The 14,297-nt window shown below is 62.0% G+C and carries 17 protein-coding genes; 11 read left to right on the top strand and 6 right to left on the bottom strand.

All coding sequences use genetic code 11. From position 1 onward, the window contains the following. Window positions 1–870, bottom strand: a complete 870-nt coding sequence (locus tag GJW30_RS12695; protein WP_096355867.1) for an MBL fold metallo-hydrolase — start codon at window positions 868–870, stop codon at window positions 1–3. Window positions 871–944: 74 nt separating this feature from the next. On the opposite strand from GJW30_RS12695, the gene GJW30_RS12690 reads away from it, so the two are divergent. From GJW30_RS12690 to GJW30_RS12680, 3 genes are all read left to right on the top strand, one after another. Continuing rightward, a complete protein-coding gene (locus tag GJW30_RS12690) occupies window positions 945–2,663 on the top strand; it encodes a hypothetical protein (protein ID WP_130364440.1) in 1,719 nt (572 codons plus the stop codon). Between the two features lie 63 nt (window positions 2,664–2,726). Further along, window positions 2,727–4,355, top strand: a complete 1,629-nt coding sequence (locus tag GJW30_RS12685) for an acyl-CoA synthetase (RefSeq protein WP_096355863.1) — start codon at window positions 2,727–2,729, stop codon at window positions 4,353–4,355. A gap of 220 nt (window positions 4,356–4,575) precedes the next feature. Next, window positions 4,576–5,181, top strand: coding sequence for a glutathione S-transferase family protein (locus GJW30_RS12680; protein ID WP_096355861.1), 606 nt, complete (start codon window positions 4,576–4,578; stop codon window positions 5,179–5,181). Here GJW30_RS12680 and GJW30_RS12675 read toward each other — a convergent pair whose 3' ends face one another. The 4 genes from GJW30_RS12675 to GJW30_RS12655 form a co-directional block, all read right to left on the bottom strand. Next, window positions 5,182–5,982 (bottom strand): hypothetical protein, encoded by an 801-nt coding sequence (locus tag GJW30_RS12675; RefSeq protein ID WP_096355859.1) that lies wholly within the window; start codon window positions 5,980–5,982, stop codon window positions 5,182–5,184. Further along, on the bottom strand, window positions 5,979–6,473 hold the full coding sequence (locus tag GJW30_RS12670; RefSeq protein ID WP_096355857.1) for a hypothetical protein: 495 nt from the start codon (window positions 6,471–6,473) through the stop codon (window positions 5,979–5,981). The genes GJW30_RS12675 and GJW30_RS12670 overlap by 4 nt, the downstream gene beginning before the upstream one ends. Window positions 6,474–6,637: 164 nt before the next feature. After that, on the bottom strand, window positions 6,638–8,257 hold the full coding sequence (locus tag GJW30_RS12665; protein ID WP_096355855.1) for a GMC family oxidoreductase: 1,620 nt from the start codon (window positions 8,255–8,257) through the stop codon (window positions 6,638–6,640). Between the two features lie 376 nt (window positions 8,258–8,633). After that, complete coding sequence (locus GJW30_RS12655) at window positions 8,634–8,819, bottom strand: YdcH family protein (protein WP_096355851.1); 186 nt, start codon at window positions 8,817–8,819, stop codon at window positions 8,634–8,636. Between the two features lie 183 nt (window positions 8,820–9,002). Here GJW30_RS12655 and GJW30_RS12650 point away from each other — a divergent pair, with 183 nt between their 5' ends. From GJW30_RS12650 to GJW30_RS12615, 8 genes are all read left to right on the top strand, one after another. Beyond that, complete coding sequence (locus GJW30_RS12650) at window positions 9,003–9,209, top strand: YdcH family protein (protein WP_096355849.1); 207 nt, start codon at window positions 9,003–9,005, stop codon at window positions 9,207–9,209. A gap of 159 nt (window positions 9,210–9,368) precedes the next feature. Beyond that, window positions 9,369–9,860 (top strand): 5-(carboxyamino)imidazole ribonucleotide mutase, encoded by a 492-nt coding sequence (gene purE / locus GJW30_RS12645; RefSeq protein WP_096355847.1) that lies wholly within the window; start codon window positions 9,369–9,371, stop codon window positions 9,858–9,860. Then, entirely contained in the window at window positions 9,857–10,966 is a 1,110-nt protein-coding gene (locus GJW30_RS12640) for a 5-(carboxyamino)imidazole ribonucleotide synthase (RefSeq protein ID WP_096355845.1), read from the top strand. The genes purE and GJW30_RS12640 overlap by 4 nt, the downstream gene beginning before the upstream one ends. Before the next feature lie 54 nt (window positions 10,967–11,020). Next, a complete protein-coding gene (locus tag GJW30_RS12635) occupies window positions 11,021–11,266 on the top strand; it encodes a type II toxin-antitoxin system VapB family antitoxin (protein WP_096355843.1) in 246 nt (81 codons plus the stop codon). Continuing rightward, window positions 11,267–11,689, top strand: a complete 423-nt coding sequence (locus GJW30_RS12630) for a type II toxin-antitoxin system VapC family toxin (protein ID WP_096355841.1) — start codon at window positions 11,267–11,269, stop codon at window positions 11,687–11,689. Between the two features lie 124 nt (window positions 11,690–11,813). Beyond that, window positions 11,814–12,050, top strand: a complete 237-nt coding sequence (rpsU, locus tag GJW30_RS12625) for a 30S ribosomal protein S21 (protein WP_096355839.1) — start codon at window positions 11,814–11,816, stop codon at window positions 12,048–12,050. Between the two features lie 74 nt (window positions 12,051–12,124). Further along, a complete protein-coding gene (locus tag GJW30_RS12620) occupies window positions 12,125–13,003 on the top strand; it encodes a tetratricopeptide repeat protein (RefSeq protein WP_096355837.1) in 879 nt (292 codons plus the stop codon). A gap of 70 nt (window positions 13,004–13,073) precedes the next feature. Further along, a complete protein-coding gene (locus GJW30_RS12615) occupies window positions 13,074–13,418 on the top strand; it encodes a DUF2147 domain-containing protein (RefSeq protein ID WP_096355835.1) in 345 nt (114 codons plus the stop codon). 4 nt (window positions 13,419–13,422) lie between these two features. Here GJW30_RS12615 and GJW30_RS12610 read toward each other — a convergent pair whose 3' ends face one another. After that, window positions 13,423–14,229, bottom strand: coding sequence for an alpha/beta hydrolase (locus GJW30_RS12610; protein WP_096355833.1), 807 nt, complete (start codon window positions 14,227–14,229; stop codon window positions 13,423–13,425). Between the last annotated feature and the right edge of the window lie 68 nt (window positions 14,230–14,297).

The raw sequence follows: 14,297 nt of genomic DNA, 5'->3' as shown, positions 1-14,297 counted from the left end.
TCACGCCTCAACGCATTTGAAGCCGTCGCCGTCGCGCTTGATGCGCACGGTCGAGGGCGACGGGAAATGCGCCGTGCAGACCAGCGTCGGCGTGTCGCAACAGGCCGCGAAGACTTTGCGCCGCGTCGCGCCGGCCTGCTTCGAGTCGTAGTCGGAGAACATGCCGAATTCCGGATACTTCACCTGCAGCGGCGAATGCACCATGTCGCCCGTGATGATCGCATCGGCGCCTTCCCGCCCGACGCGAACAGAGAAGTGATCGATGGTGTGACCCGGCGTCGGGAAGAGCGAGACCAGATCTGAGAACTGATGCTCGCTCTTCACCTGGTCGGCCTGCCCGGCTGAGACGATCGGCAGCACCGAGTCCGCCATCCATGGCGCTTTCGTCGCGTCCTCGCGCGCCGTCTCGGTCCAGTACGCGAGCTCGCGATCCGAGAAGAGATAGCGCGCTTTCGGAAACGTCGGCACCCAACGGCCGTTGTCGAGCTTCGTATTCCAGCCGACGTGATCGATGTGCAGATGCGTGCACATCACGAAATCGATGTCGTTCGGGGTCAAGCCCGTCGCGGCGAAATTTCGCTCCCAATCCGGATAGTCGAGCATGTCCCAGAACTGGCGCGGCGCCGGCCGCGGCTTGTGATTGCCGACGCAGGTGTCGATGAGAATGTTGTGGTGCGGCGTCTGCACCAGATAGCTCTGGACGCAGAGATTGAGCTTGTGGTCGGCCGTGATGAAACGCGGCGTCAGCCATGCGTTCTCGGCCAAGATCTCCGGCGTCAGATCGGGAAAGAATTTGAAGGCGTCGAACAGCGGCTGCTCCTGCTCGACGATGCGATGGATCGTTACGTCTCCGACGCGGATGGGCTGCAACGGCGTTTCTCCCGGCCTGTTTTCTCAAGCCTAGCCATGCGCAGGACATTTTGCCACCCGGCCGATAAGATCGTGTGATTCTTGCTTCCGGCCCCTCCGATCTCAATCGCAGCATGTCCACAGACTTGATTGATAGACCGTCCTCGATTTCGCGATGGTTGCTCGGCGTGTCGCTTGTCTGCCTCATCGCCGCGATCCTCTTCGGCTGGCTCCTGCCGGTTTACACCGACGAGGTGGGCTGGCGGTTTCTTCGCCGCGCGGCGATTGATGGCGCAGATAGCCTCCTGAACGATAGTTGTGGTCCCACTAGTTTTGCGACGCCGCCTTGGTTCATCATGCCGATGCGATACTTCTCGGCCATCGCCAACGACGTATTGGCGGCGCCGATTTTCGTACGCGCTGCCGGCGTCGTTTGTGCGCTCGTATCAATCGGCTTGTTCTGGCGCTTGGTGCAGCAGCTTGAAGCGGAGCCCGAACAAAGCCGACTGACGGCCGCGCTGGTATTCGCGCTGCTGACGGCGGGAGTACTTCCTCTCGTGCTGGTGATGAGCAGGCCGGAGCAAATCCTGGTGCTGACATCGGCGCTGATCGTGCTCACAAGCTTAGCGCGATTTCCGCAGCTCAATTCCGCGCGGGCCGCTTGGTGCAAAATGCTGCTCATCGTCGCGTTATCGATCGTGGCGCAAAGTTATCATCTGAAGGGGGTTGTATATGTACTGATCGCCCTCGGAAGTCTGCTGGTCTCGAGCCGCGGCAAGGGCACCGTGCTCCCACGCACACTAGGTGCACTACTGCTTGTCGCTTCCGCGGCGGTCTCCGCTGTGTATTGGAGCGGCCGCTTCCAGTGCCCGAACGATCCGATTCTTTTCGAGATGTTCGCCAGCGAAAGCATCTTCGTGACTTTTCTTCAGCAGAACGGCTTTTCGGCGTTCGTTCTACAACTTCTCAAAGGTGCAAATCCGCTCAATTACGTCGCGCTCGCTGTGCCGGTCGAGCCACCGATGTCGCACTGGCTGCCGCCGAACCGCGTTGCACCGGTGCTCCACACTCCGCTCTTTCTCGCGATCTGCTTGATTTGGGCTTTCGCAACCATAATTGCCATCGCCTTTTTGATTGCTTTCGTCGTCAGGCGAGGCCTATTGGCATTCGGTGACACCCGCGTCGTCATCGCGGTTTCCGTCGCCGCCGTGATCGCCGCATGGGGAGCCAGTCAACTCAATCGAAATGTATACGAGGCAGCGCACGTCCTGCCGATGCTCGCTATTTTCATCGTGATCTGCTGGTCGCTTCGTACCACCGATCGGATCTCCGTATACGCACGGGGTTTGACGTTTATCGCGGTGCCGATCGCAATCGTCACGCAGGCCTTCGTGATGTGGGCGTACGCCGTTCCGCTCGCACGAGCGAATACGACGCCGGGCTATGCAGCCGGACAACCATATTCCGTGTCGATCGCGGGGCGTCGCGAAATCGAGCTCAACATCAGCGAAGCGATGGCGGCAAGCGGCATGCCGAAAGGGCGTCGGCTCAATCGCCTGGTCATTGACGATCTCACCTACCTCGTGCTGCAGGATTCTTACCGCCCCTTACACTTTACGGGGATATTTGGTCCGTGGGAGGGCACGATCAAAGACCCGATCGCATATCTCATCGATCGCGATTCCGACGGGATTGTCGTCGGCTGTCGGTATCTGCCACCCCGGCTGCGGGAAGCGGCGGCCAAATCGGGACCGATCTGCGCCATCTCTCGCGAAGGAATGACGCGTTTGGCGGCCGCTGCGGCAGCGAAGTAAGCGCCGCGACGATTGATCGCTTCACGAGCGCTCGCTAGTCTCCCGCGAGCTCAGGAGACACCCGTGTCGCGTAACCAGTATGATATCGACCTCGATAAGAACCCTGCGAATTATCAGCCGCTGTCGCCGCTCAGCTATTTGGCGCGGTCGGCCGGCGTGTTTCCGGATCAGGTCGCGATCGTGCACGGGTCGCTGCGGCGGACGTATCGAGAGTTCTATGCCCGCTCGCGCAAGCTCGCCTCGGCCTTGGCGCAGCGCGGGATCGGACGCGGCGACACCGTCACGGTGATGCTTGCCAATACGCCCGCGATGCTCGAGTGCCATTACGGGGTGCCGATGACCGGCGGCGTGCTCAATACGCTCAACACGCGGCTCGACGCGCAGGTGCTCGCCTTCACGTTCGATCACGCGGAGACGAAAATTCTCATCACGGACCGCGAGTTTTCGCCCGTGATCAAGGAGGCGCTCAGCCTCGCCAAGGTCAAACCGCTGGTCATCGACTATGACGATCCGGAATATTCCGGCCTCGGCGAGCGGCTCGGCAAGATCGAGTACGAGGAGTTGGTCGCCGCCGGCGATGAGAACTACGCGTGGTCGCTGCCGCCGGACGAATGGGACGCGATCGCTCTCAACTATACGTCTGGCACGACAGGCGATCCGAAGGGTGTCGTTTATCACCATCGCGGCGCCGCTCTGCTCGCGATGGGCAACATCGTCACGGCCTCGATGGCCAAGCATCCGGTCTATCTCTGGACGCTGCCGATGTTCCACTGCAACGGCTGGTGCTTTCCGTGGTCGCTCTCGGTGGTCGCCGGAACGCATGTGTGCCTGCGCCAAGTGCGTGCCGCGCAGATGTTCGACCTCATCGCGACGCATAAGGTGACGCACCTCTGCGGTGCGCCGATCGTGATGGCGACGCTGCTCAACGCACCGGACGACGAGAAGAAGCCGCTGCCGCATGTGGTGGAGTTCTTCACGGCTGCGGCGCCGCCGCCGGAAGCCGTGCTCGCCGCGATGAAGGATGCGGGCTTCAACGTAACGCATCTCTACGGGCTCACGGAGTGCTACGGGCCGACGGTCGTCAACGATTGGAATACCGATTGGGACGCGCTCTCGCTCGCCGAGCAAGCGGCGAAGAAAGCGCGACAAGGCGTCGCTTACGCTGTGCTCGACGCCCTCGACGTGAAAGATCCCGAGACGATGCAGCCGGTGCCGCGCGACGGCACGACGATCGGCGAAGTGATGATGCGCGGCAACGTCGTCATGCGCGGTTATCTGAAGAACAAGAAGGCCACCGACTCCGCGTTCGAAGGCGGCTGGTTCCATACCGGCGATCTCGGCGTGATGTATCCGGACGGCTACGTCCAGCTCAAGGATCGCTCGAAGGACATCATCATCTCGGGCGGCGAGAACATCTCGTCGATCGAGGTCGAGGATGCGCTGTTCAAGCATCCGGCCGTCGGTGGCGCGGCCGTCGTCGCCAAGCCGGACGACAAGTGGGGCGAGACGCCGTGCGCCTTCGTCGAGCTCAAGCCCGGTAAGACCGCGACGGCGGACGAGCTGATTGCTTGGTGCCGCGACAATCTCGCGCGCTACAAAGTGCCGCGCCACGTGGTGTTCACCGAGTTGCCGAAGACCAGCACCGGTAAGGTTCAGAAGTTCAGGCTCCGCGAGATGGCGAAAGCGGTTTGAGGCCGCAGCCTCTCCGTCATTGCGAGGAGCCGCTTTAACGGCGACGAAGCAATCCAGTTCTTCCTTCTTGGCCTCTGGATTGCCACGTCGCCGCTTTGCGCTTCGCGCCGCGGCTCCTCGCAATGACCGAGGCCATAACTTCGGCTGAAGCATTCCATCAAAATTTGTCGTTGGTCCGCGTAAACTCCGCATGCCCTGATGCCGGCAAAAGGGAGCCAGCATGATCACGCTTTACGAACAGCACGACTCCGGGAATTGCTACAAGGTCCGCCTGCTGCTGTCGCAACTCGGCAAGCCGTTCGAGACTGTGCAAGTCTCATCGCTCGACGGGTCGACTCGCAAGGACGACTTCCTCGCCCGCAACCCGATCGGCAAAGTGCCGACCGTACGGCTCGACGACGGCCGCTATCTCGGCGAGTCGAACGCGATCCTGCTTCACTGCGCGGAAGGCACGGACTTCATCCCGCGGGACGCCTACGACCGCGCCAAGATGTACGAGTGGCTGTTCTTCGAACAATACAGCCATGAGCCGGCGATCGCGGTGCGCCGCGCGATCCTCGTCTATCCGGAGCGCAAGGCGCAGGCGACGCCCGAGCGTCTCGCGCAGACGCTGGAGGCCGGAAACCGGGCGCTGGCCGTCATGGAGAAGCGGCTTGCCGACAGCGACTGGCTCGCCGGCAACGCCTATTCGATCGCCGACATCGCGCTTTATGCCTATACGCACATGGCGCATCTCGGCGGCTACGATCTCGCGCAATTTCCAGCCATCTCGCGATGGCTGAAACGCGTTGCCGCAACGCCGCGCTACGTCACGGTCGAGGCCTAATCACTTCGCGAAGACGCAGCGATCGAATATGACGACCTGGCTCTCGTAAACGCGGCCCCAGTGGGTCGCGTGCCCGTGCAGCAGAACCGGATCGCCCGGATTGAGTTGCGCAGCGCGGTCGATATTCTTCTTGTTCTCCGCATCCATCAAGCACAGCACTTCGATCGGACCATCGGCGCGCTTCTCGGTGCCGAGGTGGCCGATGTACATCGCCATATAGTCGCGCGGCCCTTTGTAGGTGCGCGCGATGATCGCTTCCCAGGTCGGTCCCGCCGTGCGCGTTTCAACGCGGAGGAACTGCCCTTCCATGTTGAACGGCTGGTCGCGATACTTCGCTTCGAAGCGCACCGGTCCGAGAGCCTTCGCCTCGTTGGTGAGATCATGCGCGAGCGTCGCATTCGGCGTGCGCGGACCGATCTCGACTGCCGCCCTGCCCGCAACCGCGAAGCGCGATGAGTCGAGCGGGATGTAGTAGAGGCGAATCTCCGACGCGCCGGGCGGCCCCGGCGGTAGCGTGAGCCGAACGAGACCACCGCGCACCGACGTGCTCGCGAGCGCGAACTCGTTTGCATTCGGAATCGGATCGGGGCTGCCGGCGGGCACGACGATCAGCCGATAGTTCGAGCCATCGCGAAACGCGCGCGTGTCGATTTCCACGCCGACACGATCGGTGGCGTGAAAATTCTTCTTTGTCGCGGTGACGCGCACTTGTGGCACGTCGGCCCATGCGTGATCGGCCGCGAACAGCGCAGCGGCGATCAGCAACGCGCGCGAGACGCGCGCGCTCAATGTTTCGATCATCGGCGGACGGAGAACTGCGCGCGCGCGCCGACTTCGAGTTTCTTCTCGTTGTTGTAGAGCTGAGTCAACCAACGGACTTCGTAGCGGCCAGGCGCAAAAGGCCCGATTTCCCAGCCGTTATCGATGATCCAACGGCTGCCCGCGTATGTGTAAGCGAGCGGCTTTTCGCCGGAGGAATTCGACGTGATGTTGTCCGGCGCACCGGCCGACACGACAACCAGTTGATCGCCCTCGCCCGGATCCGGAAAATCGCTGAAGGACGCCGTGGTCTTCTGGCCGACGCGCATTTGCGGCGCGACTCTGATCTTGCCATCACCGACGACGGGACCGAGTTCGTCTTGCTGCTGTGCAGGCTGCCCCTGTGCGGGTTGTGCTTGTGCCTGCTGCGGCTGCGGGGAATTTTGCTGACCGATTTTCTGCGCGACGGCAGCGTGGCCAAAAACGGTGAGAGACAAAACGACGGCGAGTGGCCCCTTAAGACGGGTCTTCATTCTTGCTCCTAGAGTTTTTTGATTCTGAGCCGTCCGCCAACATGCCCTGAAGAGACACCGCGTTTTAAGGACGCTCGTGGCAATTTCGGGGCAAGCTTCGCCCCTCAACATTTCTGCACGATGACGGCGACGATGCGCCGCAACGTACGCTGATCGACGTAAACCTAAGCCGCTCTGGCGCTCATTGCGGCTTTCGCATCCTGCAGCATCATGTCGGCGCACTTCTCGCCGATCATCACGATGCCCGCATTGGTGTTGCCGGAGACGACAGTCGGCATGATCGAGCCGTCGGCGACACGCAAACCTTCAAAGCCATGCACGCGCAAACGCTCGTCGACGACGGCTCGTGTGTCTGAACCCATGCGGCATGTCGACGTCGGGTGGAAAATCGTCGAACCGACTTCGCGCGCGTAGGCGAGCAATTCCGCATCGCTGTTCTTGTCCACGCCGGGCGTGCGCTCTTCCGCGATGTACCGCGCCATCGCGGGCTGCGCCATGATCTTGCGCAGCAGCTTCAGGCCCGCGACCGTCACGTCCCGATCGACCGGCGCCGAGAGATAGCGCGGGCGAATGGCCGGCGCGTCGAGGGGATTATTCGACTTGATATGCGAGGTGCCACGGCTCTCCGGCCGCAGCTGACAGATCGACGCGATGAAGCCCGGGAACGGATGCAGCGCAACGCCGGTGCGATCCGACGAAAAGATGATGAAGTGCGCCTGCACGTCCGGCGTCTCGAGCGAACGATCCGTTTTGAAAAAACCGCCTGCGTAACCGGCGCCTATCGTCAGCATTCCCTTGCGCTGGAAGATGTAGCGTAGCCCGTGCACGACGCTCTGCGTCCACGAATTGATCACGTCGTTCATCGTGATCGCTTCTGTGCAGCGATACGCCATGCGGACTTGAAAATGATCCTGCAGGTCGTCGCCGACGCCCTTCATCTCGGCGACGATCGGGATGCCGTGTTGCTGCAGAATGTCCGGATCGCCGACGCCGGAGAGTTCGAGGATTTGCGGCGAGCCGAATGCACCGGCCGATAGCACGACTTCGCGTCCCGCTCGCGCGATCTTCTTCACGCCGTCCTGAATGTATTCGACGCCGACGGCGCGGCGTCCCTCGAAAAGAATGCGCGATGTCTGCGCGTGCGGCTCAACGCGCAGGTTTGTGCGCGAGCGTGCGGGACGCAGATAGCCGACGGCCGTCGAGCAACGGCGCCCGTTGCGTGCGGTCAGCTGGAAGTAACCGGCGCCCTCTTGCGTCTCGCCGTTGAAGTCGTCGTTGCGCGGATGCCCCGCTTGCTGCGACGCGTCGATGAAGGCTTCGCACAGAGGATGCGGTTCGGAGACGTCGGAGACCGCGAGTGGTCCACCCTTGCCGTGCAGGCGATCCGCGCCGCGCTGCTGATCCTCAGCCTTGCGGAAATACGGAAGCACATCGTCGAAGCTCCAGCCCGCGTTGCCGAGCTGGCGCCAGTGGTTGTAGTCCTCGGGCTGACCGCGCAGATACAGAAGGCCGTTGATCGACGACGAGCCGCCGAGCACTTTGCCGCGCGGCTGAATGATCTGGCGATTGTTGAGCTCCGGCTCCGGCTCCGTGTTGTAGAGCCAATTCACATTCGGGTTGTTGAACAGCTTGCCGTAGCCGAGCGGCACGTGGATCCAGAGATTGCGGTCCTTGCCGCCCGCTTCGAGCAGCAGCACTTTGTTGCGCGGGTCTTCGCTCAGGCGAGCCGCGAGCACACACCCGGCGCTGCCGGCGCCGACAACAATGTAATCGTATTGGTCCACAGCGTTTCCTCACGCACGGCGCGATTTTTTCTTGCGCTCAACCATTGCCTCAAAGGACGAGGCGATGACAAGAGCGCGGTGCTGCGTGTGGATGCTGGTGGAGCGTGCTGTCAGCGCTCGGTGGGTGAGTACGAAGCTTCCGGGAAACTTGCGGCTTCGACAAAAACCGACGGATGAACATCCGGCTGCGCGTCGATCTGCGCTTCTTCAAATGAACGTTCCGCGGAGCGCCACGAGACGAAAGTGAATTCGTCCCGCACCGCTCCGAGAAAACGCGCGTATCGATTGAATAAACTCACGGCCTACCGGCAAAACGCGCCGGCTCCCATCAAGCCATAAAACAAAAAGCGCCGCGGGTGCCGCAGCGCTTCACCAACTAGTGGACGGTTTCGCTGGCTTCGAGCCGGACCCGTTCAATTTGATCTTTTACTTGAAGTTTTTTGCGCTTCAGGCCCGCAATTGTGGAGTCGTCGGTCGAGGGATGCGCCATTGCGTCGGAAAGTTCATCTTCCAGAGCTTGGTGCCGTCTCTCGAGCTCCGCAAGATGCGATTGAATTGACATGCTGGATGTCTCCTTTCGCTACGTTGAAGCTACGATGAAAGTGTACACCTCTCAGCGACTCTGTCGACAAAGAATGACATTGCGACGCAGCAAAATACCGCTCAAGTTAACGCGACCTGTTGTGGACGCCTCGTAGTCGCGCAATATTGGAATCACTCGATTTTAGGGCAAGTGCGGCGAGACATGACGAAAGACGAGTTGCGTGAGTTGGAGGTCGAATTGTCGCGCCTTCGGCAGGAGCATCGCGATCTCGATACTGCAATCGAAGCGCTGCAAGACGCTCCCGGCTCGGACATCTTGCAGGTGCAACGTTTCAAGAAACGAAAATTGTTTCTGCGCGACCGGATCCGCTTCGTCGAAAACCAGATAACGCCCGACATCATCGCCTAGAATCGCCTGTTAGGCATGTGCGGGATAACGCAGCCAGCGTCCTTGCCTCAGGTGAAACCGTTCCTATAATGCGCCGCTTCCGTTTTGGAGCCGCATACGGCTCCATCTTTTGAGCTGAGCATTTTCCTTCGGAAGAATGCTCTCGGGGAGCTTTTATCTATGGCCGGGACGCCGGTTGCCATCATCATGGGAAGCCAGTCGGATTGGGCGACGCTCAAGCACGCCGCCGACACGCTCGATGCGCTCGGCGTCGCTTATGACGCACGGATCGTTTCGGCCCACCGCACGCCTGACCGTCTCTACAAGTTCGCCAAGGGCGCCAAAGCCGAAGGCTTCCAGGTGATCATCGCAGGCGCCGGCGGCGCTGCGCATCTGCCCGGCATGACGGCCTCTCTCACGCCCCTCCCCGTGCTCGGCGTGCCGGTCGAGTCGAAGGCGCTTTCCGGCGTCGACTCGCTGCACTCGATCGTCCAGATGCCGGCCGGCATCCCAGTCGGCACGCTCGCCATCGGCCGCGCCGGCGCCGTCAACGCCGCGCTGCTCGCCGCAAGCGTGCTCGCGCTGCATGATAAGAAGCTCGCGGACCGGCTGGACGATTATCGCTCGAAGCAGACGGCCGGCATCGCGGAACGTCCGGTGGACGGCGCATGAAGCCGCCGCCGCGTCTCGGCCCCGACGCCACCATCGGGATCTTGGGCGGCGGTCAGCTCGGCCGCATGCTGGCGCTCGCCGCAGCCAAGCTTGGCCTCAAGTGCCACATCATGTCGCCCGATCCGGCCTCGCCGGCCTTCGACGTCGTGCACCGCACGACCGTCGCCGACTACACGGACACCGAAGCGCTCGACCGCTTCGCCAACGACGTCGACGTCGTCACCTACGAGTTCGAGAACATTCCGGCTGAGACGGCCGTCTTCCTTTCGGCGCGCAAGGCTGTGCTGCCGAACCCGGAAGTCCTCGCGATCACGCAGGACCGCCTGAGCGAGAAGGATTTCATCACCGGCCTCGGCATCGGCGTTGCGCCCTACGCGAATGTCGAGACCCGCGCGGATTTGCGCGGCGCGATCGAGAAGATCGGCCGCCCGTCGGTCATCAAGACCCGCCGCTTCGGCTATGACGGTAAAGGCCAGATGATGCTGCGCGGCGACGCGCCGCTCTCGGACGCCGATCTCAATCTGATTTGGGAAGACCTCGGCGGACAGCCTTGCGTGCTCGAAGGATTCGTCACCTTCCGTTGCGAGATGTCGGTGGTGGCGGCCCGTAATGCGGCCGGCCAAATCGAGTGCTTCGACGTCACCGAGAACGAGCACCAGAACCACATTCTCAAGGTGTCGCGCGTACCGGCGCGAATCTCGCCCGAGGCGCATGCCGAGGCGATCGAGATTGCGCGCAAGATCGCTGACGCTTTCCACTATGTCGGGGTCTTCGCGGTCGAGCTGTTCCTGGTCGAGGACGGCGGCCGCGAACGGGTGCTCGTCAACGAAATCGCCCCGCGCGTCCACAATTCGGGGCATTGGACGCAGGACGGCGCCACCGTCTCCCAGTTCGAGCAGCATATCCGGGCCATCGCGGGCTGGCCGCTCGGCAAGCCGCTGCGCCATGGCCCGACCGAGATGATCAACCTGCTCGGGTCGGAGGTCGAGGATTACGCGCGGTATCTCGCCGAACCCGGCGCTTCGGTCCATCTCTACGGCAAGGGCGCCGTCCGCGAAGGCCGCAAAATGGGCCACGTGAACCGGGTCCTGCCTCAAAAGTCTTGATTGATATCACTTTGATGATATATTGATATGGTTCAATCGATATCAGGTCGACCTATGCCGCTCTACGTCAATGACGATGAGGCCGATTCCCTCGCCAAAGACCTGCAACGCGTCCTGAAAACGCGAACGAAGGCGGCTGCGGTGCGCATCGCCCTGCAAAATGAGCTGGCTCGGGCAAAAAAGACCATCCCGCTGCGGCACCGAATCGCCAAAATCCAAGCCGACGTTCGCGATATGGGGCCAACAGACTCTGCCTTCGATATAAAGGCCTTCACAGACAAAATGTGGGGCGACGCGTAGATGTTTATCGACGCGTCCGCGCTCGTCGCGGTGCTCTTGGATGAACCCGACGCAGACGCTCTGATCGACCGCTTCGATGAGTTTCAGGGGCAATTGCGCTTCTCCGCCCTGACTCGCTACGAAGCGGCAATCAGCCTCGCCCGCGCTAAGACGTTGGAAACGAACCGAAAACCGGCTGCCGAAATGATCGAAACGGCACTCAAGCGAGTTGACGGTTTGCTCGCCGAATTAGGCGCCGAGGAAGTCCCGATCGCCGGGTCAATCGGGACGCTGGCGGTGGAAGCTGCAGCCCGTTATGGCAAAGCCGTCGCGCACGCGGCAGACCTGAATTTCGGCGACTGTTTCAGCTACGCCTGCGCCAAATCGCTGGGCACACGACTGATCTACAAAGGCAACGATTTCGCGCTGACGGATCTTGCGTAGGCGTAGACATTCCCAGCCTGTTCTGATACTCACCCGCCCAACTTGGCACGACGCTACACGCGGCGCGTGATGATTCGTTGCCAAAATCCCATTTGCTCGATTCTGACTAAAAGGATGCCACTGCGTGCAGGTTCTCGTTCGCGACAATAACGTCGACCAGGCTCTGAAGGCCCTCAAGAAGAAGATGCAGCGTGAAGGCATCTTCCGCGAGATGAAGCTCCGCGGCCATTACGAAAAGCCGTCCGAGAAGAAGGCCCGCGAGAAGGCTGAAGCCGTTCGCCGCGCTCGCAAGCTGGCCCGCAAGCGCGCTCAGCGCGAAGGTCTCATTCCTTCGAAGCCGAAGCCGGAAATTCGCCGCTAAACCGGCGGTACTACGGCTCCGCATAGAGAGCCGAATTCAGCGCTCACGTGGCGCGTCGTTGAGGACCACGACGCATGACCGCAAACGTTCGCCCCGCGCTGCGTGCCCTGGCTTTCGTCGGGGCTGCGTTCCTGGTGAGCGGCTGTTCGATCAGCACGAATCTCGGCGGCTTCGGCGGCTCTCCGCCCTCGCCTTCCGCATCGGATGAGAACGCCGACGGATCGCCCGCTAATCTCGCCTCGCTCACCGAAGTTATCAAAAGCAATCCGCGCGATCCGCAGGCGTACAACGTGCGCGGCACCGTGCTCGGCAAGAGCGGCAAGTATCAGGAAGCCCTCGCCGACTTCGACCAGGCGCTCGCGATCGACGCGAACTACGCGCAGGCCTATGCGAATCGCGGTCTCGTTTATCGGCAGATGAAGCGCTTCGACAATGCGCTGGCGGACTACACGCGTGCCATCGAACTCGATGCGACTTACGCTCCGGCTTATCTCGGCCGCGGCATCACGTATCGGTTGCGTGGCGAACCGCAGCAGGCCTTCGACGATCTCAACAAGGCGATCCAACTGCAACCGCAGAACGGCCAGGGCTATCTCAATCGCGGCCTCCTTTATCAATCGCAGAAGCAGCACAACTACGCGATCGACGATTTCTCGACCGCGATCACGCAAATGCCGAACGATGCCGAGCCCCACATCTCGCGCGGCTTGAGCTACATGGCGTCGAACGACTTCAAGGCGGCCGCGAGCGACCTCGACGAAGCCGTGCAGCGCGAGCCCCGTAATCTGCAAGCTTGGATGAGCCGCGCCCTCGCCTACGAGAAGCTCGGCGAGAAGGAAAAAGCCGCCGGCTCATACGCGCAGGCGATGCAGATCCGCGCCGGCTATGAGCCCGCCTCGCAGGGCTTCAAGCGCGTCGGCGGACGACCGGGCACATCCTACAATACGTTCTGACGCACACCCTCTCGCCAAAATCTTCGCGCTGGTATTTGATGCCGCGCATAAAACATCGGGAGGATTCTGCATGCGCTCATTTTTCGTCGCGGCTTCGCTCGTCATTGCAATGGCCGGCACCGCCTTCGCGGCCGATCCCATTGCGGGAAATTGGACGACGCAGGCCGGTTCGACGGCCGCGATCGCGCCGTGCGGCAGCGCCTTCTGCATCACGCTCCGCTCCGGCGAACATTCCGGCAAGCGCATCGGCAACATGGCGCCGAAAGGTGCGGGCAAATACGCCGGCACCATCGTCGATCCGGCGACCGACAAATCCTACACGGGCTCGGCATCGCTCTCGGGAAATACGCTGAGCCTCAGCGGCTGCGTGATGGGCGGGATGATCTGCAAATCGCAGACGTGGACGCGCCGCTAGCGCATCACGCCGGATCGCTTTTGCCGGCGAGGAATTCCAGCATCATGGGGCGATGACCGCGCGTGTCGTGGTCGTTGTGTTCCGCGCCCGGCAGACGGACGAAGCGCTTCGGCGCTTTGATCGTCTCGAACAAACGCTCGGCGAAGCGGATCGGGATCAGGCTGTCGGCGTCGCCGTGCACGACGAGCGTCGGCGCGGTGATTTTCGCAGCCCAATCGGTCGCGCGAAACTGATCGTGCATCAGAGCGCGCACCGGCACGTACCAATAGATCGCCGCCGCGACATCGGCCGTCGACGTATACGGCGACTCAAGCAGGACCCGCGCGACCTTGTGCTGGCTCGCGACCCAGGACGCGACGCCGGTGCCGAGCGACTCGCCCCATAGCTCGATACGCTCGGCCGGATACTTCGACGACGCGAAGGCGTAGGCCGCATCCGCGTCGGCCAGGATGCCCTGCTCGGTCGGCTTGCCGCCGGAGCCGCCATAGCCGCGATAGTTCAGCGCGACGAGACCGACGCCGGTCGCGGTCAGCGCCTTGAAGCGGTCCGCGCGCAGATCGAGCCCGCCGCCGTTGCCCTGGAAATAAACGACGACCGGTTGCCCCTCGCGCGGCGGCACATGCCAGACGGTCAGCTCGGTGCCATCGGCGGAGCGTAGCGCCACCTCCTCGCCGGCGAGCCCGACACTCGCAGGCGTCCGCCGCGTTGGATCGGGCGAATACAGGAGGCTGCGCTGGAACGTGTAGAGCGCGCCGACCAGCGCCAAATAGCCGAAGCCCGCGATCAGAAAGGCATTTTTCAGAAGGGTCATCGGCGGTCCGCAGCCCAGATTGAACGCAAAAGCCTATAGGCGCGACCAACCCTTAAGTGAAAGACAAT

The organism is Variibacter gotjawalensis, assembly GCF_002355335.1.
Classification (GTDB): Bacteria; Pseudomonadota; Alphaproteobacteria; order Rhizobiales; family Xanthobacteraceae; genus Variibacter; species Variibacter gotjawalensis.
The sequence above is the reverse complement of the archived record's forward strand: the minus strand, read 5'-3'. Positions and strand labels throughout refer to the sequence as shown.

Coding starts and splice junctions, on each gene's coding strand:
- GJW30_RS12680 (WP_096355861.1), top strand. CDS start 4,576: ATGATCACGCTTTACGAACAGCACGACTCCGGGAATTGCTACAAGGTC.
- GJW30_RS12675 (WP_096355859.1), bottom strand. CDS start 5,982: ATGATCGAAACATTGAGCGCGCGCGTCTCGCGCGCGTTGCTGATCGCC.
- GJW30_RS12670 (WP_096355857.1), bottom strand. CDS start 6,473: ATGAAGACCCGTCTTAAGGGGCCACTCGCCGTCGTTTTGTCTCTCACC.
- GJW30_RS12655 (WP_096355851.1), bottom strand. CDS start 8,819: ATGTCAATTCAATCGCATCTTGCGGAGCTCGAGAGACGGCACCAAGCT.
- GJW30_RS12650 (WP_096355849.1), top strand. CDS start 9,003: ATGACGAAAGACGAGTTGCGTGAGTTGGAGGTCGAATTGTCGCGCCTT.
- purE (WP_096355847.1), top strand. CDS start 9,369: ATGGCCGGGACGCCGGTTGCCATCATCATGGGAAGCCAGTCGGATTGG.
- GJW30_RS12640 (WP_096355845.1), top strand. CDS start 9,857: ATGAAGCCGCCGCCGCGTCTCGGCCCCGACGCCACCATCGGGATCTTG.
- GJW30_RS12635 (WP_096355843.1), top strand. CDS start 11,021: ATGCCGCTCTACGTCAATGACGATGAGGCCGATTCCCTCGCCAAAGAC.
- GJW30_RS12630 (WP_096355841.1), top strand. CDS start 11,267: ATGTTTATCGACGCGTCCGCGCTCGTCGCGGTGCTCTTGGATGAACCC.
- GJW30_RS12620 (WP_096355837.1), top strand. CDS start 12,125: ATGACCGCAAACGTTCGCCCCGCGCTGCGTGCCCTGGCTTTCGTCGGG.
- GJW30_RS12615 (WP_096355835.1), top strand. CDS start 13,074: ATGCGCTCATTTTTCGTCGCGGCTTCGCTCGTCATTGCAATGGCCGGC.
- GJW30_RS12610 (WP_096355833.1), bottom strand. CDS start 14,229: ATGACCCTTCTGAAAAATGCCTTTCTGATCGCGGGCTTCGGCTATTTG.